Source organism: Paenisporosarcina sp. TG-14 (genome assembly GCF_000297555.1).
Lineage (GTDB): Bacteria > Bacillota > Bacilli > Bacillales_A > Planococcaceae > Paenisporosarcina > Paenisporosarcina antarctica.
Map to the genome: position 1 here is coordinate 109,438 of NZ_AMGD01000005.1, position 20,290 is coordinate 129,727.

Annotated in this window: 24 protein-coding genes; all 24 read right to left on the reverse strand. The window is 35.7% G+C overall.

Annotation, left to right across the window (positions count from 1 at the left end; translation table 11 throughout):
- Positions 1-80: 80 nt before the first annotated feature.
- Positions 81-575 (reverse strand): ferritin, encoded by a 495-nt coding sequence (locus C406_RS0102230; protein ID WP_017378961.1) that lies wholly within the window; start codon positions 573-575, stop codon positions 81-83.
- Between the two features lie 198 nt (positions 576-773).
- Positions 774-1,325: a hypothetical protein gene (locus C406_RS0102235; protein ID WP_017378962.1), complete on the reverse strand. Its 552-nt coding sequence runs from the start codon at positions 1,323-1,325 to the stop codon at positions 774-776.
- 319 nt (positions 1,326-1,644) lie between these two features.
- Entirely contained in the window at positions 1,645-1,992 is a 348-nt protein-coding gene (locus tag C406_RS0102240; protein ID WP_017378963.1) for a PilZ domain-containing protein, read from the reverse strand.
- Positions 1,993-2,273: 281 nt separating this feature from the next.
- Entirely contained in the window at positions 2,274-2,711 is a 438-nt protein-coding gene (locus C406_RS0102245) for a YaaR family protein (RefSeq protein WP_017378964.1), read from the reverse strand.
- 15 nt (positions 2,712-2,726) lie between these two features.
- Positions 2,727-3,212, reverse strand: a complete 486-nt coding sequence (locus C406_RS0102250; RefSeq protein ID WP_017378965.1) for a DUF6115 domain-containing protein — start codon at positions 3,210-3,212, stop codon at positions 2,727-2,729.
- A gap of 38 nt (positions 3,213-3,250) precedes the next feature.
- Positions 3,251-4,024 (reverse strand): FliA/WhiG family RNA polymerase sigma factor, encoded by a 774-nt coding sequence (locus tag C406_RS0102255; protein WP_017378966.1) that lies wholly within the window; start codon positions 4,022-4,024, stop codon positions 3,251-3,253.
- 36 nt (positions 4,025-4,060) lie between these two features.
- Complete coding sequence (locus C406_RS0102260; RefSeq protein ID WP_017378967.1) at positions 4,061-4,918, reverse strand: MinD/ParA family protein; 858 nt, start codon at positions 4,916-4,918, stop codon at positions 4,061-4,063.
- Positions 4,911-6,041, reverse strand: coding sequence for a flagellar biosynthesis protein FlhF (flhF, locus tag C406_RS0102265; protein WP_237740493.1), 1,131 nt, complete (start codon positions 6,039-6,041; stop codon positions 4,911-4,913). Before flhF ends, C406_RS0102260 begins: the two co-directional genes overlap by 8 nt.
- A gap of 26 nt (positions 6,042-6,067) precedes the next feature.
- Entirely contained in the window at positions 6,068-8,125 is a 2,058-nt protein-coding gene (flhA, locus tag C406_RS0102270; RefSeq protein WP_017378969.1) for a flagellar biosynthesis protein FlhA, read from the reverse strand.
- 22 nt (positions 8,126-8,147) lie between these two features.
- Positions 8,148-9,236 carry a flagellar biosynthesis protein FlhB gene (gene flhB / locus C406_RS0102275; protein ID WP_017378970.1) on the reverse strand — a complete coding sequence of 363 codons (1,089 nt, stop codon included), beginning with the start codon at positions 9,234-9,236 and terminating at the stop codon, positions 8,148-8,150.
- A complete protein-coding gene (gene fliR, locus C406_RS0102280; RefSeq protein ID WP_017378971.1) occupies positions 9,237-10,016 on the reverse strand; it encodes a flagellar biosynthetic protein FliR in 780 nt (259 codons plus the stop codon). It lies immediately after the preceding gene.
- A gap of 10 nt (positions 10,017-10,026) precedes the next feature.
- A complete protein-coding gene (fliQ, locus tag C406_RS0102285; RefSeq protein WP_017378972.1) occupies positions 10,027-10,296 on the reverse strand; it encodes a flagellar biosynthesis protein FliQ in 270 nt (89 codons plus the stop codon).
- Positions 10,297-10,312: 16 nt separating this feature from the next.
- Positions 10,313-11,002, reverse strand: a complete 690-nt coding sequence (gene fliP / locus C406_RS0102290; RefSeq protein ID WP_017378973.1) for a flagellar type III secretion system pore protein FliP — start codon at positions 11,000-11,002, stop codon at positions 10,313-10,315.
- On the reverse strand, positions 10,996-11,661 hold the full coding sequence (locus C406_RS0102295) for a flagellar biosynthetic protein FliO (RefSeq protein WP_017378974.1): 666 nt from the start codon (positions 11,659-11,661) through the stop codon (positions 10,996-10,998). The genes fliP and C406_RS0102295 overlap by 7 nt, the downstream gene beginning before the upstream one ends.
- A 26-nt stretch (positions 11,662-11,687) precedes the next feature.
- A complete protein-coding gene (gene fliY, locus C406_RS0102300; RefSeq protein WP_017378975.1) occupies positions 11,688-12,755 on the reverse strand; it encodes a flagellar motor switch phosphatase FliY in 1,068 nt (355 codons plus the stop codon).
- A complete protein-coding gene (fliM, locus tag C406_RS0102305; protein WP_017378976.1) occupies positions 12,745-13,740 on the reverse strand; it encodes a flagellar motor switch protein FliM in 996 nt (331 codons plus the stop codon). Before fliM ends, fliY begins: the two co-directional genes overlap by 11 nt.
- A 12-nt stretch (positions 13,741-13,752) precedes the next feature.
- On the reverse strand, positions 13,753-13,968 hold the full coding sequence (locus C406_RS20065) for a flagellar FlbD family protein (RefSeq protein ID WP_081503715.1): 216 nt from the start codon (positions 13,966-13,968) through the stop codon (positions 13,753-13,755).
- 53 nt (positions 13,969-14,021) lie between these two features.
- Positions 14,022-14,804 carry a flagellar basal-body rod protein FlgF gene (flgF, locus tag C406_RS0102310; RefSeq protein ID WP_017378977.1) on the reverse strand — a complete coding sequence of 261 codons (783 nt, stop codon included), beginning with the start codon at positions 14,802-14,804 and terminating at the stop codon, positions 14,022-14,024.
- A 72-nt stretch (positions 14,805-14,876) separates the two neighbouring features.
- Positions 14,877-15,317, reverse strand: coding sequence for a flagellar hook capping FlgD N-terminal domain-containing protein (locus tag C406_RS0102315; RefSeq protein WP_017378978.1), 441 nt, complete (start codon positions 15,315-15,317; stop codon positions 14,877-14,879).
- A 19-nt stretch (positions 15,318-15,336) separates the two neighbouring features.
- On the reverse strand, positions 15,337-16,638 hold the full coding sequence (locus C406_RS0102320; RefSeq protein ID WP_192812569.1) for a flagellar hook-length control protein FliK: 1,302 nt from the start codon (positions 16,636-16,638) through the stop codon (positions 15,337-15,339).
- Between the two features lie 77 nt (positions 16,639-16,715).
- Positions 16,716-17,183 carry a flagellar export protein FliJ gene (gene fliJ, locus C406_RS0102325; RefSeq protein ID WP_017378980.1) on the reverse strand — a complete coding sequence of 156 codons (468 nt, stop codon included), beginning with the start codon at positions 17,181-17,183 and terminating at the stop codon, positions 16,716-16,718.
- A 2-nt stretch (positions 17,184-17,185) separates the two neighbouring features.
- A complete protein-coding gene (gene fliI, locus C406_RS0102330; protein ID WP_017378981.1) occupies positions 17,186-18,502 on the reverse strand; it encodes a flagellar protein export ATPase FliI in 1,317 nt (438 codons plus the stop codon).
- On the reverse strand, positions 18,489-19,280 hold the full coding sequence (locus C406_RS0102335) for a FliH/SctL family protein (RefSeq protein WP_017378982.1): 792 nt from the start codon (positions 19,278-19,280) through the stop codon (positions 18,489-18,491). The genes fliI and C406_RS0102335 overlap by 14 nt, the downstream gene beginning before the upstream one ends.
- Positions 19,273-20,286 carry a flagellar motor switch protein FliG gene (gene fliG / locus C406_RS0102340; RefSeq protein WP_017378983.1) on the reverse strand — a complete coding sequence of 338 codons (1,014 nt, stop codon included), beginning with the start codon at positions 20,284-20,286 and terminating at the stop codon, positions 19,273-19,275. The genes C406_RS0102335 and fliG overlap by 8 nt, the downstream gene beginning before the upstream one ends.
- Positions 20,287-20,290 lie beyond the last annotated feature (4 nt).

Consider the following 20,290-nt stretch of genomic DNA (forward strand, 5'->3'; position numbering starts at 1 on the left):
ACAAACTCAGTTCAATATTACCTCCAGCAATTAAAATAAAAGACCCAGCACATAGTTGTTCATGTGCTGGGTTTTCATCTTTATTCTAATGTTCGTTGAGCAAAATCTTCATCCATCTTAAGGAAGAACTCGCCCCCTTCTTGTATGCCATTCAATTTCACAAGAATTAAGCGGAAAGCTTCTTCTTCCTCCATTTGTTCTTTAATAAACCAGTCTAAAAACGTTTTTGTAGAATGTTGCTTTAACTCTTCTGCAAGAGTAGCCAATGTATAGATATCAGTAGTCACTGCTCTTTCTTGTGCTAATGATTCTTCAACTACATTTACTGCATTCTCAAAGTGATTCTTCGGTTCCTCTAATTTACGAATTACTGGCTTTTCACCCATTGTCACTAAGAAATGGTAAAACTTCATTGCATGAAAATCTTCTTCTTTAGCTTGCACTAAATAAAAATTAGCAAAACCTTGATACCCTTTATCTGAAAAATAAGTCGCCATTGCCTTATAAGCATGGGCTGCCTGCATTTCATTATTAAATTGCTTATTTAAAGCTTCAGTCATTTTAGTTGGTAACATAAATAAATTCCTCCAATTAGTTAATTGTAATTATTATAAATTAATCATATCAGATATAAATATATTATACAATTTATTGAGAATATAGTGTTTCAATTGAGAATGATTATAACTATCAATTAAAACTTGTGCGCCAGATTTTGATGACTCCTAAATAATTTACTTAATTGATTTGCCTCTAATTTGGAGTGTCTCCCATTAATACTCCTTATATGGTACTTCGAGCTCAATCAACTTATGGTAAATCTTACTTTTAACAGTTCCATCTACTATTCCGGATACCAAAAACTCAAATGTATAACCATCGTTAAACTCGAAAATATATTTTTCATCTCGATCAGTTTCTTCGTCGTACATCTCGTGTGTTACATTCGTAAGATCTTCCCATTTATATTCTTCTTTTGCACCCCAAAGTGGATGATATTTTATAAAGTCCTCATGTAAATAAGCGTAGTTTTGAACGCCTAAGCTGAAAATGATGACGAAACCAACTATCGCTATGATTCCTGTGACACTATTAATAAGAACGGACTTTGCAAAATACATAGCACATAGTAGCACGATTACAAATACAAATGCTAAAGCATACATCATCATACTTGTACCCAATGGAATAAAGATGATTTTGTCAGGAGTATCCGAAACTGTAACCGAAACAATCATAGGCGTTAGCATTATTACAAACGGAGCTATAATAAATAATAGTAGTGCGAAAACCCAAAATTTACTCTTAGCTTCAGTGTAGTTCAAGATATTTTCTCCTCTTTTAAATGACTTTAATATAAACAACAATAATCTGTCTAGTTTCATTTACGAATACTGGTAATGAAAAGATTCACTAGTTGTCAATATTCCCAAAAAATAGTACTAAGTCTACAAAGAGCAACTTTTATTACAACTCGTAGAATGTTTCTTAATTTCCTTTGGATTTTTATACTTTAGCATGTAAAAAAACCGATATAGGATTCCATCCTGTATCGGTTTTTTACTATGTATTTTAATTTAATTTTACTCTAAGTCATTTGTATCATATTAACTAATTAAAAAAACAGAAAATAAGTGTTAATACTTACTCTTCGAATCCTTTTCTCTGGCGCATTTGATAATAATTTAATTGCTTAAATAATTGAGAAAATGTATCTGGATCAATATTAAACATAACTCCATATTCAGTATAATTAGATTTTTTATACTTATGAACAATAAGACCATCAATAGCAAAAGAACTATCAAAAATATTAAAACTACATATTACTTTTTCATCCAAATCTAGTATGTAAGACGAAGTAAATCTTAAGCCTCCCACACTAATATTTTCAATTTTTACGGACAAGGAGCCCCCCCCTTGCCTTATAATATCTCCATCAATAGAGTAATCAAAAAATACTCGGAAATACTCGCGACGATTCTCGCTCATTTCATCTCCCCTTACTATGAAAATCTCGTATCACATACCTAGTGGATTGCACTGTACTTTATTTTGCTAGGTTTAATGCAACGAATGACAACGGCTCAACATTTTTCAAGGTGGGTCTCTTCTATTTAAAATGATTCAAATAAAGATAATCGGTTTCCTGTCCAAGAAAAGTACTTAATATTAACCATATGTCATTCCATTATATAGGTTTCTTTGTAAAAAACCCTTACTTTTTGGAAATATAGAGGGTTATTTTACTAAATAGTATGTATTCATTGAGATCACATATACAAATTAATTAGCAAGCCTTTAATTTCTCCAACTTGACGAAGCGTATCAATGCCTTCTTTTTCATTAGTTATGACTTCATCGTGCAGTTCAATTAATTTTTGATCAATAACCTCTACTAATTGATGAGATTTCATACCACCACTTGAATTAAAGCTTTGTTTTTCGGATAATTTCAAACCATAACTTAATGATTCTCGAATAAACTTCTTAACTAAGTTCTTATACTCTATGAGGTTATCAAGCGTTCTTTGTTTCGCAAGCTTTTGTCCTTGTGTATCTACTCGATTCATTAATTGATTTAATGAATCCAATTGTAATTTTGACTCTGATTTTTTTATTACATTAGCAAAAGTATCGGTTACTTTAACTTCAACTACACTTTTTTGAAGCCTGTCACTTGGAAAGTTCGTTTGCCTATCAATACGCAACTGAAGCACCTCATTTTACTTTTGATAACTTTGCTTTTTTTTATACATATTTATAATAAGTTCTATTTCCCCAAAATCACTTTGTACTAATTTGGATATTTGTTTTGTTGAAAAACCTTGTTTATATAACTGTGAAATTTTTTCATTATCTTGCTCTTTATCAATGGAAGTAATGGCGTAAGTCTGTTCTTCGTCATCTTGGTTAATTGGCATAAATTCTTTGCTCGTTGTGCTAATATCTCTATTTTCTAGTTTTTCTTCCAATATTCTAATCCTATCCTCAAACTTACTTTCTTTTACTTTATTATAGTCAACAAGCTGATGATACAATTCATTATTTACTTGTTCTAGTTTAGCTACAAATGCTTTCATATTTCGGTGTATGTCATCTGTTTCCTCAATCAATTGTGTTCTTTGCTTTTTACATTGAGACAAAACAATAAACGACATCATATTTACTATAATAACTAAAATAAGATATCCAATTAGAAACTTCTCCATAGGTATCACCTTGTCCCTCTAAAGCTTATGCTACAAACTTAATAATTTTCATGTATAGATAATGTAGCTGTATGTAGACGCATGATTGCTTTCGAATGTAGTTGAGAGACTCGAGAAACACTCAAAGTTAATACTTCCGCAATCTCAGTTAATTTTAGTTCCTCATAATAGCATAGGGAAATAACAATTTTTTCTTTTTCCGGTAACCGTTCAATTGCACGTGATAAAGATTCCTTAACCATTTGCTCGTTTACATAACGTTCTGGAGATCCTGCATCATTTAGAACCATATTATATTTTCCTACCTGCTTATGATCATCATAAGTAGTCTCATCAATAGATAGCATGGTTGATAACGCTGCTTCCGAAACCGTTTTGTTCAGTTCAGCTTTTGTAATACCCAAATAGCTACTAACTTCCTCATCTGTAACAGAGTAGTTATTCTGTTGCTCTAAAACAGCATAGGCTTTTTCGATTTTTTTCACTTTTTCCCTTACAGAACGAGGTAGCCAATCGCTATGCCTAAGGCCGTCAATGATTGCCCCTTTAATTCTCCATGACGCATACGTTTCAAACTTTAAATCTCGCTCTATATTAAATTTATCAAATGCATCAAGTAGTCCCTCAAATGCGAAACTACGTATGTCATCTTTATCTACTGTTTTAGGCAAACTAATCATAAACCGTTGGATTACATATTCAACTAACGGAAGATAACGTTCAACTAAATATTCACCTGCTTGTGGATCATGATTTTTTTTCCAGCTTTCCCAAAAATCAAGTTCCTCTTTTGACAATTTATTGTTTAACATGAGCCTCACCACCACCTATAAAATACAGCTGCACTTCTACTTAAAAAGCATTTTCAATAAAAATCCTTTGATTCCAAGCTTATAAGGAACAGGTAGTTGAAGAAATTCACTTGTCAAATTTTGCATTGCTTGTGAAGCATGGCTGTTCGGGAATGCAAGTAAAAATGGAATTTGCTTTTTTACAGCATTTGAAACATTTATATCAATAGGAATATACCCTAATGTTCCAATCTGTTTATTTAAAAATTGCTCGGTTACTTTATTAAAGTTATCAGCTGTTTGTTTTCCTTCTTTTTCACTTGTGCATTGGTTAATTATTAGCTTCATATGTACGTTTTGATTCTTAGTATGAACCATCTTCACAACGGAATAGGCATCGGTAATCGAAGTAGGCTCTGGAGTAGTTACTAAAATAACATCATCAGCAGCTAATATAAAACGCAAGTTTTCATAGGATAACCCAGCACCAGTATCCAAAATAATATAGTCCACATACCCTTGAATCGTACTTAACTCACTAAAAAATTTCTTCATTTTTGATTCATCCAACTGAAACAAATCATTAAATCCAGAGCCTCCTGAAATGAATAACAAACCATTTGGACCTTCTTCAATAACATCCCATATAGATAAATCTTTTTCAATCATTGTAGCAATAGACTCTTTAGGAGCTCTGCCTAATAAGACATCCACATTTGCAAATCCTAAATCAACATCAAAAATCAATACTTTTCTATTTTGTTGAACTAAGGTTAAAGCAAAATTTAATGCAAAGTTAGATTTTCCAACTCCACCTTTACCGCTAGTAACAGCAATAATTCGAGTTTGTCTTCGCTCTTTTTTGGATTTCTTTTGTAAAACCTTTTCCCTTAATTGTTTCGCTTGATCAATCATTATCATCTTCTCCTAGTACAAAGTTTGCTATCAACTCAGGAGTTGCTGCGAAAATATCATCTGGTACATTCTGTCCGTTGGTAATATACGGGATTGGAATGGAATAGTGATAAATCAAATTTAATATCGCACCAGATGAAACTGTTTCATCTTTTTTGGTTAGGAGTAGTTGATCCATTACAATTGAATCGAAATTTTCAATGATTTTCTTCATATCCTCATATTTAGAAGTTAGACTTAACACTAAATTAATTTGGATTTTATTTTTATCAGGAAATAACATTTCTAGTTCATCTATATATTGTTTTTGTTGATAATTCCTACCTGCCGTATCCATTAAAACGATATCGCACTCACTAAGATCAGACATCGCATCATTTAAATCGGCTGCTGACTCGACAATTTTAATAGGAATATTCAATATGTTCGCATAGGTCTTCAATTGTTCTACTGCCGCTATACGGTAGGTATCTGACGTTATTAGACCTACTTTCTTATCTTCTCTCAACATATAGTCAGCAGCTATTTTAGCAATAGTTGTCGTCTTTCCGACCCCTGTAGGCCCTATAAAACAGATGATATCAGGATCTTTACTCTCGCGGCTTTTTTGATGGTCTATAATTATCTTAATAATTTCAGTTCGTGCTAGATTATGTACTTGTTCTTTCGTATAATCTGGATTTTGACCTAAAACCAACATCAGCTTCGAAAATAACTCATTTTGTATTTCCGGCGTTATATCCTCTTTAATTAATTGTTTGTTTAAAGATTTTAATGATGCGGGTAAACGATCCTCTTCGATCATCTGCATCATAAATTGCTTAATATTTTTCAATTCACTAATTAGTTCGTTGGTAATATTCCCCTCCTCTTTAATAGGAGTATTTTTTTCTTGGTTCGAATTTATAATCTCCTTGATTTCCTGTTTGGGAGCTCGGAGTTCCAGTTTTTCATTTTCAAGATTTTTTAGTTTTTTACTTACTTGCGTTTCAACAGCTGCGATTACCTCAAGTTTATCTTTCTTAAATAATCCTATGAAACCACCCATTTTAACTTTCTTTGTATTTAATATAAGTGCTTCTGAACCTAAGTCTTTCTTAATCATTGGTATTACTTCCGCCATATTATTAACAATATACGTTTTTAATCTCATGTGATATTAACCAGTCCGCTAATATTAATCACTCCTACGCTTTGAATTTCAATGTCTGGTTCAAGTTCATTATAAGAAAGTACTGGAAGATCAGGGGCAAAACGATCAACAAACTGCCGCATATAGATGCGTATCGCTGGTGAAGTCAACAATATTGGTTGAACACCAGATTGTTGAAGTTGTGCTGCTTGTTCCGTAATCTTTTGAAGGATTGTTTGTGACGCTTCTGGATCAAGAGATAAATAATTCCCTTGCTCAGTACGATGAACAGAATCCGCAAATTTCTTTTCAAGACTTGCACCCGCAGTAATGACTTGTAAGGGTTCATTAGGAGTGGCATACTGCAATGTAATCTGTCTCGAGAGAGCTTGTCTAACAAATTCAGTTAACATATCCGTATCTTTCGTTTGAGATGCGTAGTCTGCCAATGTTTCTAAAATAACAAGTAAATTACGAATCGATACTTTCTCTTTTAAAAGCTTCATTAAAACTTTTTGAACTTCACCAATGGACATTAACTGAGGAATTAATTCTTCTACCACAGCAGGTGAATTTTCCCTTACATTTTCAACTAACGCTTTAACTTCTTGGCGCCCAATTAATTCATGGGCATGTCGTTTAATTACTTCTGTAAGATGGGTCGATACAACTGAAGGTGGGTCAACAATTGCGTATCCCGCTAGTTCAGCTTCCTCTTTCATTTCTTCATTGACCCACAGAGCTTGCATACCAAAAGCAGGCTCAACCGTAGCAATTCCTTCAATGGTCTCATCATCTACTCCAGGGCTCATAGCTAAATAATGATCGAGCATAATCTCTCCTGACGCGACTCGATTTCCTTTTATTTTAATGACATATTCACTCGGAAGAAGTTGTATGTTATCGCGTATTCGTATAACAGGAACAACGATGCCCAATTCTATTGCACATTGTCTACGAATCATGATGACACGATCTAATAAATCTCCGCCTTGATTCTTATCGGCAATTGGAATTAACCCGTAACCGAATTCAAATTCAATGGCATCAACATGCAAGAGGTCAATGACACTTTCGGGACTTTTCAATTCTTCTAGTTCCTGACCATCACCAGAAGACTCGCTCTCTAGATTCTCCTCGGCCTGCAAAGTTCGCCCCATACTATAGCCTGCATAGGCTACAAGCGCAGCAACAGGTAATACTAATAGGGGATTGATTGGTGTAAATAGTGCGATCAATGCGAGTGTCCCAGCAACCACATATAACATTTTCGGATAGGCGAATAGTTGTTTTGTAATGTCTGAACCTAAATTTCCATCAGAAGCAGCCCTTGTTACAACAATTCCCATTGCTGTTGAAATCAACAATGCCGGGATCTGACTTACTAGGCCATCTCCGATAGATAAAAGCGTAAAGACACTTGCCGCTTCTCCTACAGCGAGACCATGAACAATGACGCCGATCATTAAACCACCGATAATATTAATGATAGTAATAATAATCCCGGCAATCGCATCTCCTTTAACAAACTTACTGGCACCATCCATTGCACCGTAAAAGTCGGCTTCTTTACCAACCTTTTCTCTGCGTTGTCTTGCCTCTTGATCGGAAATCATTCCTGCACCTAAATCGGCATCGATACTCATTTGCTTTCCTGGCATAGAATCGAGTGTAAAACGAGCTGCTACTTCAGCAACACGTTCAGATCCTTTTGTAATGACCAGGAACTGAATAATAACTAATATCAAGAATATCAAAATACCAATAATGGCACTTCCCCCGACAACAAACGACCCAAACGTTTCAATAACCTCTCCACCTGTTTGATTTGTTAATATCGATCTAGTTGTTGAGACATTTAATCCTAATCGAAATAATGTTGTAAGTAATAATAGCGTAGGAAAAATTGAAAATTGTAGCGCTTCTTTCGTATTCATCGCTACAAGAATAATGGTGAGGGCAAGACTGATATTTATCATTATTAATATATCTAATAGGAGTGTTGGAAGAGGAATAACCATCATCACGACAATCATTATAACGGATACTAAGACGGCATAATCTCTAAATTTCAAGCTGTTCCCCCCTCCCTTTTTTTCATTTGATCTTTCCTTTTAATCTATATATATATGCTAAAACCTCTGCAACCGCTATGAATAACTCTTCTGGAATATTATCTCCTATATCAACTTGTTCATATAAAGCACGGGCGAGCGGTTTATTTTCCATAATCACAATTTCAAGTTCTTTTGCTTTTTCTTTAATTTTTAATGCAAGATGATCTTTCCCCATCGCTATAACCACTGGTGCGCCCATTGTTTCTGCGTCATATTTTATAGCAATAGCATAGTGTGTTGGGTTCGTGATTAGAACATCTGCATTCGGCAGGTCTTGAATCATTCGGTTCATACTCATTTGTCTTTGACGGTCTTTTATTTTTGCTTTAATAAGTGGATCTCCATCTGCTTTCTTATACTCATCTTTAACATCTTGTATTGACATTTTAATACCTTTTTCAAATTCATACTTTTGATATATATAATCTAAAACAGCTAAACACAGTAGGATTATTGAAGCAACTAACCCCATTTGAAAAACTAGCGACCCAATAAAAGATATAGAATAACCAATACTTTGCTGTGAAAGTAAAAATAACTTCTCTTTTCCCAACCACAATACACCAAATGCTGCTGTGGAAATAATGGCGATTTTAAGTAATGATTTTGCGAGTTCTACTAAAGCACGGATTGAAAATATTCTTTTTGCGCCTTTGATAGGATTGATCCGTTCTAGCTTTGCTTTTAATGGCTCCGCGGTAAATAAGGGACCAACTTGAATATAATTGCCGAGAAAACCAAATACCAATCCGATAATCATAATTGGCGCAAGGACCTTAGCTGTGTTGATTGCCATCTGTTCGAACAAGGTGCGAATATTATAAGGTGTCAGCTGCCAGCCAATATATTGGGTATAGCTTACTCGATAAATTGCCAGAAGCTGCTCAAGCATCCAGCCTCCTAAGAAATACAGTAATAGAATACCGCCAAGCATGATCATAGCTGCGGCTACTTCAGGGCTTTTAGCTACTTGGCCTTTCCGCTTGGACTCTTGTCTCTTCTGGGGAGTCGCCTTTTCTGTCTTTTCCCCAGCAAAAAATTGTAAATCAAGAGGATATCTTTTCTCCACTTATGTCCCCCCTAATAACTTGATCAACTGTGACATGCTGATCACTATCTTTTCAAAAAGGATTTGCAATAAGTAAAAGAAAATTGGCATGGTAAGTAATAACAAGACAAATCCAACAAAAATCTTTATAGGAAATCCAACTGCAAAAATATTTAATTGTGGCACTGTTTTAGCTAGAATTCCAAGTGCTATGTCAACAAGAAACAGCGCACCTACAATCGGTAAGGCGATTTGTAAGGCAATCATAAACATTTCAAAAAATAATGTCGTGATAAAGTTGGTAATATCCCCTATCTCAACCGAGAAAGTAGTTAACTCTACTGGAAACACTTGTACACTTTGCATGACTCCATCAAGCATTAAATGGTGTCCATTAACAGTAAGTAAAAAAAGGAGTGCTAACGTATATTTAAAATGACCAATAATCGGAACCTGCGCTCCTGTTTGCGGATCCAATACATTTGCCATCGCAAACCCCATTTGGAAATCGATGAATGCACCCGCTATTTGAACAGCATATAACAGTAATGCAGCTGTAAAACCAAGTGCTAAACCTATGGCAAGTTCTTTCATAATTAGCAATATGTAATAAGCATCTAATAAAACTGGTTCTTCCACTGATAGGCTCGTAAAGGCAACCAAAGTAATAAAAAAAGCGAGGCCTATCTTAAATTGGTTTGGAACTCCACGCATCGAAAATAGAGGGGCAATAAGAAAAAAACTTGTAAATCGAACAAATATAAGTAGAAAATAGGGCAACATTTCAATAATAAAATTCATAATTTACTCCCTATCCAATTATTTGCGGGAGTTGTTGCATTAAGTCTCTCGTATAATCCATTAAGATCGTTAGCATCCAAGGTCCAAATATCAAAAGGGCTATGAATACAGCTACAATTTTCGGAATAAATGAAAGAGTTTGTTCCTGTATTTGTGTCATTGCTTGGAAAACACTAACCATTAATCCGACAGCTAGTGCCGTTAGAAGCATCGGAGCAGATAATAGTATTATCATATAAATCGCTTGTTCTGCTAGTTTAATTACCATATCTGGAGTCATCGTTTTGTTCCCTTCATTAAAAGCTAACAAGTAGCGATTCTATAATTAAATGCCAACCGTCTACAAGCACAAATAATAAGATTTTAAATGGCAATGAAATCATTACGGGTGGAAGCATCATCATTCCCATTGCCATAAGAGTACTGGCGACAACCATATCAATGATTAAAAAAGGGATAAATATAACAAAACCGATTTGAAAAGCCGTTTTCAACTCACTAATAGCAAAAGCTGGAATGAGTGATGTCAATGGAATATCTTTTATGCTCTCAGGCTTTGATAAGCCCGCGTATTTATAGAACAACGCCAAATCTTTTTCTCGTGTATGCTTTGCCATGAATTCCTTTAACGGTATTACCGCTGTTTCAAGGGCCGCTTCTTGCGTTACGTCTCCGGCTAAATAGGGCTGTAAAGACGTTTCATTGATTTCTTCAAATATTGGCGACATAATGAAAAATGTTAGAAATAATGCAAGACCGACAAGCACTTGATTGGGTGGCATCGATTGTGTCCCGAGTCCCGTCCGAACAAAAGATAATACAATAATGATTCGAGTAAAGCTTGTCAACATAATTAATATTCCAGGAGCAAGTGATAAAATCGTTAGTAAGAATACAAGTTGAAGAGTAACTGAAACATCTCCAGGTGCATCTGTACCAAAATCGATACCCGGAATACTTAGTGATAGTAGGATGTTTGTTACCATCTTGGATTACCTTCTTTTTCATCATCTTCTTTAGATAAATCATGTTTAAGTTGATTTTGTTTTACCTTTTGTTTATCTAGGCTTTGACTTAATAAATACTCGAAATCACGACTCTGTTTTGTTTTCGACCGATTATCTAATTTTCCTTTAATAAACTTAGTTATAGAGTTTGTTAAAATAAGTGGTTGTTTATCAAGATTCTTTTCAATACTACCAATTTCATCAGTACTAGAAAACTCCTTGATTAACGTGACTTGATCTCCAACTCCCACTAATAAAACATGTTCCCCAACCTTTACAAGTTGAAGTGATTTATTATTGCCTAGAGGGGTACCACCCATTAGTTTAACTGCTTGATTTGGTTGCAGATTCTTTTGTTTTAACGCTAGAAATTTAATTAATCCATAAATTAATACAATGATTAACAGTGTGTATAAAATAAGCTTTACTATGATACCCACAAGACTCGCGTCTTCTGTAGGATTCAATGTAGTACTTTCTTCTTTTTCTTCAACCTCGGTCTGAGCAGTGGATTTTTCTTTTTCATAAGAATCCTCTACGGTCGGCTCTTTTGCAGCAACTGAAGATGGTATCGAAACGACTATAAAAGAAAACATTAATATGATTGCTATAACATACAAAGATTTTTTTTGAATCAACCTTGATGTACTCCTTACTTAGGGCATTATCGTAGCTTTGAAATACGATCTGCTGTACTTAATATATCTGTTACCCGTACGCCAAAATTTTCATCAATTACGACAACTTCCCCTACGGCAATCAACTTATTGTTAATTAATATATCTACTGGTTCACCTGCTAATTTATCAAGTTCAATAATGGAACCTTGAGAAACTTCTAGAATCTCTTTCACTAGTCTTTTCGTACGACCCAATTCAACCGTTACTTGAAGTGGAATGTCGAGGAGCATATTCAAATTATTGGGTTGTGAGTTAGTAGAAATCGTTTCATCAAAGCTTGAAAATTGGACAGATTGGACGTTAGGCTTCGAACCTGAATCTTTAGTTTTATTTGCGGTATTTGATTGATTGAAAGATTGAAATGGCATGTCATATGTCTCCTCTGGAAATTCCTCGTCCATTGAATCAGTTAAAATTCCCACTATTTGTTTAGCCAAACGCACAGGAATACATAAATGGAAGTTCACTGTATTTTGGCTTCCAATTGTAAGTTGGAATTCAATTTCTACAAACCATTGTTCTTCTGTAAACTTAGCCATAGGGAAATCCTGTTGCGTTTCAATCACATCTATGCCTGACAAGGAGTGAGAAACCTCTTGATCTAACACCGTAGCCATTGACTGTGAAACAGAAGAAAACATTTGCTGAACCACATCTTGTAAAACCTTAAATTGCTTCTTCGTACCATCTACTTCATTATTTACATCTATTATTTTTGTAATGGTTTGTACGTCAGCCTTGTTTATGGCGAGGATCTGAATGCCATTGATTCCCCCTGTATACTCTCCTAGTACAACAAAAAAAGGTGATAAAATAGTAGTAAATAAATCGTCTTTTTGTTTTATTGATACCTCTGATGTCATAACATTTACTTGCTCAGAAAATAGTAAAGAAAGTATGGCAGATGAACTACCTAGTGAAACATTTAATAACTCTGTTATTGCTTCTTTTTCAACAGTCGATAGTGAATTTTCAGACATCGTATCATTCTTTTTTTCCATTAGACCTAATAAACCATTAATTTCATCTGGAGATAGCTTATTAATTGTCACCAAATTCATCTCCTTCTCCGTGAACATCGGTAATTTGTACTGCTAATTTACCTTTCGAAACCCCAGGTTGTGCGAAAAATTTCTGTTTTTCATCAACCAATATAATAACGGGGTCTTGGTACGACTCGTTCAAGCGGATTACATCACCAATTTTAAGATTTAAAAAATCACCAACTTCGATCTTTGATCTTCCTAATATGGCTTTGACATTTAGTCTAGTGCTTTGCAATTTTCTTTCTAATGCTTCCAATTCGTGATTATCTATGGTTTTTTTCTGACTAGCTAACCAATGACGAGCTGATAACTTCGGCAAGACTTGCTCTAATACAACGTGTGGCAAACAGATGTTAATTGCTCCGTCTATATCTCCGATTTTTGCATGTAATGAAACCAATATCACGGTTTCATTTAGTGGAGACATGGTTAAAAACTGCGGGTTTACTTCTATTTCCGTTAGTTCTGGAGATAATTTCACTACAGACGACCATGCCTCTTGAAAACTATTTAATGAATTGATAAAAACTCTCTGAATCACACTTATTTCAATTTCAGTTAAATCGCTATCTTTATGCGTGATATTACCTTGACCACCAAGAAGTCTGTCGAACATGACATAAGCAACATCAGGAGAAAACTCCATAACCATACTTCCTTGAAGAGGAGGAGCTTTAAATACACCTAGAAGGGATTTCTTTTGCACATTACTAATAAACTCTTCATATGAGAGTTGCTCGACACCCGTAACAGAGATATGTACAAATGTTCGAAGTTGTGTCGAAAAGTATGATGTCAGTAATCGCGCAAAGTTTTCATGTATTCTAGTTAATGTACGAATTTGATCTTGTGAAAATCGCAGTGCCTTTTTGAAATCGTATGTTTGAACTTTTCTTTCCTTGTCCTTGCTACTTTTATTCTGTTTAGGTTCTTCCTTTTTTAAGGATGATAGAATGGTATCTATATTTTCATCTGATAAGAAATCTTCCATAGTTGCCCCCCATCATTCCACACAGTTTGCCATCTGCGAACTACCTAAAAGATTTATTTTCTGGTAATAAGCTGTTACTTTATTTGTAACGTCCTCTACCGTTTCTAATACATGTAACTTCTTGCCCGATACTAACGTTACGACTGTATCTGGAGTTGATTCGATTCTTTCTATATAAATAGCATTTAATGTAATCGGTGATTGATTTAATCTAGTTAATAGAATCATATTATCAATGCCGGGAGAGAGACGATGCTCTCTCTCAGCTCACACCTCCTATGTTATCGTTTCAAGTTTATTACTTCTTGTAACATTTCATCAGAAGTTGTAATGGTACGAGAATTCGCTTGGAAACCACGTTGTGCAATAATCATTTCTGTGAATTCCTCTGTAAGATCCACATTCGACATTTCTAGTTGACCAGAACCTATTTGGGTATTCTTTGTCGCTGCAGTACCCATATCTATTCCGGTTGGACTTGCAGCACCAGTCATTTCGTATAAAGATCCGCCGGATTTACGTAGTCCCGATGGATTTTCAGGTGAAGAAATTCCGATAGTAGCTACAGACGTTTCAGTTCCATTAGGTTGTTTACCTATGACTTCGCCTGATCGATTAATGGTAAAGGAATCATAAACACTTGGATCCATTTTGATTGGGTTGCTGTTACTATCAAGAACATTATAGCCTTGTGACGTAACTAGTTCTCCATCTGCATTAAGGACAAAATTACCAGCTCGTGTTAAGAATTGGCCACCATTGGCACCTGGCGCTTGAACAACGAAAAATCCATCACCCATGATTGCTAGATCTGTACCAACACCCGTGGTCATGGAAGCACCTGGAGTATGAATTACATTTATAGACGAGGTAGTTGATCCTAAACCAACCTGCATTGGATTAACACCACTGTTTGATAAATTTTGACTTAATAAATCTTGGAAATTAATTGTGCTTTTTTTATAGCCAATCGTATTTACATTTGAAATATTATTTCCAATGACATCTAATTTAGTTTGAAAACCTTTCATTCCCGATACACCTGAATACATTGAGCGAAGCATTTGATTTTCCCCTTTCAAGTATCGTCTTTTATCCCATAGGAAGGATTAGACAATCTCCTGTTCATTTTTTGGTTATACGGTCTTTTCAATACGATGGATCGAGTCAATTGGCACTTTTATGTTATCCTCACCAATTTCCGCTAGTAACTCACCATTACTAAACGCTAATGCTTTAACAATTCCTTGTCCAGATTGCAGTTGTCCGTTTATTTCTTGTTCCCAATGTACGGTATTACCAATTAAATGAGCATGTTCAGTTAATGGCTGCTTTCCTTGAAGTTGAATAAACTGAGTCATCGTTTGATTTAAGTTTGATAACTGTTCCAAACTACTAAACTGAGCCATTTGACCAATGAATTCTGTATCTTTAATCGGTTCTAAAGGATTTTGATGTTTCATTTGAGTCACAAGAATTTTCATAAAAGCATCTTGACCCAGTGCATTTTGTTGCTCTGGTTGTTTATTTGCAGCCATCTGCTGAGTATTAACCGAGTTAGAACTACTTACATTCATGGAAGTGCTCCTTTCTTTACTAGACTGTATAATCTACCTTCATCGATCCCTCTACTAACTGATTTCTTTGGGTTTCTACTTCCTCTTCCAGTCGTTGATAGCCTTTTTTATCGCGAGAGGCAGTGCCTTGTTTTTGTTGATGCTGTGAAAATCGTTGGTCTGGTTGTGCGTGTTGATGTCCCATTGATTGTTGAGAACTTTGCTGCGTTATTTCAATCTTTTCAATTACTATACCTTGCTGTAGCATCGAACTTCTCAACTGGTTAACTTGAAGTTCTATTGCTTCCTTCGCTACTAGGTTGCTAGTCATAATTTGGGCAGCAATTTTCCCATTTGAAGCTGTCAACAGAATTTCTAAATGTCCTAGATGCTCCGGAAAGAGGTTTACCCTTATTCGGGTACCTTCTGGGTTGCCACTTAATCGCAAGGAGCCTCGGAGCACTTCACCTAACTCTTCGATAATATTAGACATGCGTACCGAGGGCGTTGGCACACTCGGTTCTGCACGACCGGAAGCTTGGCTTTCTTTTGCCCCATTCAGTTGGGGTCCTGTAAGAGCGACTTGACTACTCTCCTCAGAAAGAATTGGTTCCACTATCAGTCCATCACTTTCTCTCGGTTTAATAGTGGTATTGATTGGTTGTAATAGGGAGTTCTCTATATTCTGTATAGCATTTCGTTTTGATTCTGTTACCTGGGTATGGTTTTCAATATGTTGAGTAAGATTAGTCAATTGTTGTTCCATTTGTTTAAAAGAAATTTGTTTACCAGTCGCTTGCTGCTCGGTTTGAAAATGTTGAATAAAAGTAACTAACTGTTTGAATGCTTGTTCAAACTTTATTAGGCTGGAAAGATCAGTTCTTCCTTCCACCCCCACAATTTCTGGACCGCTTTCGAATTGTTTAGTATTAGCAACTGTTACCTGTTGCATATTTTGATTGACTAGACGAATTATAGTCATCAATTTTTCTTGAAGTTCACTACTTTGTAGTAGATTTTTCATCAGTTTTTCTTGAGTAGGACTAAGCAGCATTACCTTTTCTTGAAGTGAACTAGGCTCTTGAAGCTTTTCTTTCAATTGTGTCGTTTGAAGAGATAGCATCTGAACACTCGAATACATCATGTCTTGTTCATCTTGTGATAATGATTCTGATGGTAATTCTTCCAAAGCTTTTACCACTTCATCTAGTTTTTCAAGTAGTTTTTTCAGCAGTTCTCCCTGCTGATTTTCACTAGCTATTTTTTCGCTTTCAATTTCACCTTCCGCCGTTACGGTTCCAAACAATTCAGCAAAATTTACTGTTTCTTTTTCTGTTGACATCGCTGTTTTTTTGTTAAAAGGCTTAGTTGTTGAAACGACTGGTGATTGAAAAGACAACTGCAACGCGTCTATTGGACTCACCCTCTTTCGGCTGAACTGGCTTTAGATGTGCGGTAAAATCTCGTACTTGCTAACTCGTCGAAAAAATTCTGTTCTGCCACTTTGCTTTGTTCTTCAAACAGTGTAAGTTCTTGTTGCTTTAGATTTCCCCACGTTTTTTCTTCTTGAGCTTTTAGTTGCAAGTGATTTTGTGTTTTCGACACATTGGTTTGTAAATGTACTAGCTCACGATTTGAGAATACCGATTGTTCTTGAAGTTGATGAATATAGTTTTCTAACATTCTCAACTCTGAGATGTTAATACCGTTCTGTTGTTTTTCTTTTTTCACACGTTCCAAATCGTTGATTTTATGATAGATTTCCACGTTTTTTCGGTGGCCTACTTCTTGCTTTTTAATAGCATCGCCCATTTGAATTTGTGCAAAGTCTTTTTCGTTTTCTTTTAAATCTAATATTTTTTGAAACCGGAAGTTGAATTGTGTCACGTTTAAGCTCCTCCAAATTGCGTTGCTAGCCTGACTATACTCTCTTCGAGTTTGGCCTTTTCATAAATATCTTGCTGTAAATATTCTTTTATGAGTGGGTAAGAACGAATGGCATCATCGATTTCCTTATTTGCACCACTTTTATATGCACCAATATTAATCAAGTCCTCGGATGAATAGTAAGCAGCTAACAAACGTTTAAATTCTACGGCTGCTTTTTGGTGCTCTACCGACACAATATCATTCATGACGCGACTAACACTTGACATGATATTTATAGCAGGAAATTGTCCTTTTTGGGCAATTTTACGATCTAATACAATATGTCCGTCGAGAATTCCTCGTACAGCGTCAGCAATTGGTTCGTTCATATCATCACCATCAACTAGTACCGTATAGAAAGCAGTAATTGATCCTTTACTTGACGTCCCTGAACGCTCCAATAATTTGGGAAGCATCGCAAAAACGCTAGGCGTATATCCTTTACTTGTTGGAGGCTCACCAACTGCAAGTCCGACTTCCCGCTGCGCCATGGCAAACCGTGTAACAGAGTCCATCATTAACATCACATTTTTTCCTTGATCGCGGAAATATTCAGCAATCGCCGTTGCTGTCATTGCCCCTTTAATACGCTGCAATGGAGTTTGGTCGGAAGTTGCCGCAACTACGACAGACTTTTTCATTCCTTCAGGGCCTAAATCTCGTTCAATAAAATCTCGGACTTCTCTACCTCGCTCACCAATTAGAGCAATCACGTTTATATCGGCTTCTGTGTTGCGGGCTATCATACCCATTAATGTACTTTTTCCAACGCCACTTCCTGCAAAAACACCAATTCGTTGCCCTTGACCAACTGTCAATAACCCATCAATTGCTCGTACACCAACTTCTAATGGCTTTACTATTCTAGGTCTTTGCAATGGATTTGGAGGGATGTTATTGGTTGAATACTTTGTTAAACCCTTTGGTAGTATGCTTTCATCTAACGGTTTTCCTGTTCCATCAAGGATTTTCCCTAAAATCGATGGTCCAACTTTAATTTGAAGAGGAAATCCAGTTGCTACAACTAGGCATCCAGGTCCAATTTGTGATAAATCTTTTAAAGGCATTAGCATAAGTGTATTTTCTTTAAAGCCGACAACTTCAGCTTCAATTGGCTTATCAAATTGATTAGGATACAAAAGACAAAGTTCTCCGATTTTCGCATTGGGTCCCCTTGATTCAATGGTCAAGCCAATAACTTGAATCACTTTACCATGCTTTTTTATCGGCTCCATCTCTTCTAACAAAGAAAGATAGTCAGCTTTATTTGGATTCATCGTTCGTCTTCTCCTCACAATAAGCGAGTAATTGCTTTTTAATCTCCTTTAGTTGGCCATCAACTGTGACATCATAAGAGCCACTTGCCGTGTTGATCATACAGCCACCTTTTGCAAGATTAGCAACAGGAATTAATTTAAACTGTGAATCAGCTTTAACATATGTTTTAAGTTCTTCTACGAAGGGAATTACAATAGGATAATCTTCTGGTGAGACTTGCATAACGACATCTTCAGACTCTTCGATATGTTTTAATGCCTGCTTTACGATATTTACTAATTGATCGGTATGCTGGTTTAATTCCTTTTTAATTACTTTCTCAGCAATTTTTACGCTAAGTGATAATAAGAATGGTTCCGATTGTTGCACAATTTTTATTTTTTCTTCATAGGCTGTTTGTATTAATTCATTCATTTCCTGTCGTTTTTGTCGAAATTCTTCTTCAGCTTGCAGAATACCTTGATCAAATCCTGCCTGGAAACCTTGTGTAGATGCTTCTTGTGCCAGTCTTTGAGCTTCTGTATTTGCTTCTTCTTGCTTCTCTCGCCACCAACGATCGATGTCTGTTTGGGCATTTTCTTGATCTGTTTTTATATGACTTTGTAGTTGTCTATACTGTTTTTCTAATGCATCAATTTCCTGTAACAAATGTTGTTTATTGTGCCCTGTATTTATTTCCTGTTCATTTAAGTCCAATCTTATATTTTCTATTTTTCTTGTTCGAATAATTTTTGTTTCAACTGATGGAAACGAATTGAATCGAATAATATTAGACAATCATTTCATCCCCTTCACCACGGGATACAATAATTTCACCTTTCTCCTCTAAACTTCGAATCAATGTAACAATGCTTGTTTGTGCATTTTCTACATCTTTTAATTTCATAGGACCCATTAATCTGATTTCTTCACGGATAACATCAGCTCTTCTTGTTGACATGTTGCCATAAATACAGTTTGCCACTTCTTCACTCGCAACTTTCAATGCGTAGATTAAATCTGCATCCGTCACTTCTCGAATAATTCGCTGAATTGAACGTGTATCCAAATGCACGATATCTTCAAATACAAACATCCGTTTCTTGATTTCTTCAACAAGTTCTGGGGTGTCATTTTCAAGCATCGACAGGATTGCTTTTTCAGTTCCACGATCTACCATGCTCAACACCCGGACAATTGCTTCTAATCCTCCAGTTGATGAGTAGTCTTGAGAACCTGTTGCTGAAAGCTTGCGCTCAAGAATTTGCTCAACCTGGCTAATAACCTCTGGTGAAGTACTTTCCATTAAGGCAATCCTCCGCGCTACTTCTGCTTGTTTTTCAGGAGCTAGCTGGGATAAGATTTGCGATGATTGCTTTGATTCTAAATATGACAGCACAAGTGCAATGGTCTGTGAATGCTCATGTTGTAAAATATTTAATAGTTGATTTGGATCAGTTTTTCTTGCAAAGTTGAACGGTTTAACTTGTAATTGGCTAGTCAATCGTCCCAAGGTAATCATTGCCCTATCTTTCCCTAGAGCTTTTTCGAGGATACTTCTGGCATAATCCATGCCCCCCTCATTCAAATAATCCTGGGCGAGAACCATCTCATAAAACTCATCAATTACCAATTCTGTCTGGCTGGCTTTTATATGTCTAACATTAGAAATTTCCATCGTTAACTGATCTATTTCTGGTTCCGTTAGTTGTTTAAATACTTCAACAGACACTTCAGGTCCTAATCCAACTAATAATACTGCTACTTTTTGAACACCACTTAACTCTTTTGTAGATACAACCATTTGC

Coding starts and splice junctions, on each gene's coding strand:
- C406_RS0102230 (WP_017378961.1), bottom strand. CDS start 575: ATGTTACCAACTAAAATGACTGAAGCTTTAAATAAGCAATTTAATAAT.
- C406_RS0102240 (WP_017378963.1), bottom strand. CDS start 1,992: ATGAGCGAGAATCGTCGCGAGTATTTCCGAGTATTTTTTGATTACTCT.
- C406_RS0102250 (WP_017378965.1), bottom strand. CDS start 3,212: ATGGAGAAGTTTCTAATTGGATATCTTATTTTAGTTATTATAGTAAAT.
- C406_RS0102255 (WP_017378966.1), bottom strand. CDS start 4,024: ATGTTAAACAATAAATTGTCAAAAGAGGAACTTGATTTTTGGGAAAGC.
- C406_RS0102260 (WP_017378967.1), bottom strand. CDS start 4,918: ATGATTGATCAAGCGAAACAATTAAGGGAAAAGGTTTTACAAAAGAAA.
- flhF (WP_237740493.1), bottom strand. CDS start 6,041: ATGGCGGAAGTAATACCAATGATTAAGAAAGACTTAGGTTCAGAAGCA.
- fliR (WP_017378971.1), bottom strand. CDS start 10,016: ATGAATTTTATTATTGAAATGTTGCCCTATTTTCTACTTATATTTGTT.
- fliQ (WP_017378972.1), bottom strand. CDS start 10,296: ATGACTCCAGATATGGTAATTAAACTAGCAGAACAAGCGATTTATATG.
- fliP (WP_017378973.1), bottom strand. CDS start 11,002: ATGGTAACAAACATCCTACTATCACTAAGTATTCCGGGTATCGATTTT.
- fliM (WP_017378976.1), bottom strand. CDS start 13,740: ATGGAAGATTTCTTATCAGATGAAAATATAGATACCATTCTATCATCC.
- C406_RS20065 (WP_081503715.1), bottom strand. CDS start 13,968: ATGATTCTATTAACTAGATTAAATCAATCACCGATTACATTAAATGCT.
- flgF (WP_017378977.1), bottom strand. CDS start 14,804: ATGCTTCGCTCAATGTATTCAGGTGTATCGGGAATGAAAGGTTTTCAA.
- C406_RS0102315 (WP_017378978.1), bottom strand. CDS start 15,317: ATGAATGTAAGTAGTTCTAACTCGGTTAATACTCAGCAGATGGCTGCA.
- C406_RS0102320 (WP_192812569.1), bottom strand. CDS start 16,638: ATGTCAACAGAAAAAGAAACAGTAAATTTTGCTGAATTGTTTGGAACC.
- fliI (WP_017378981.1), bottom strand. CDS start 18,502: ATGAATCCAAATAAAGCTGACTATCTTTCTTTGTTAGAAGAGATGGAG.
- fliG (WP_017378983.1), bottom strand. CDS start 20,286: ATGGTTGTATCTACAAAAGAGTTAAGTGGTGTTCAAAAAGTAGCAGTA.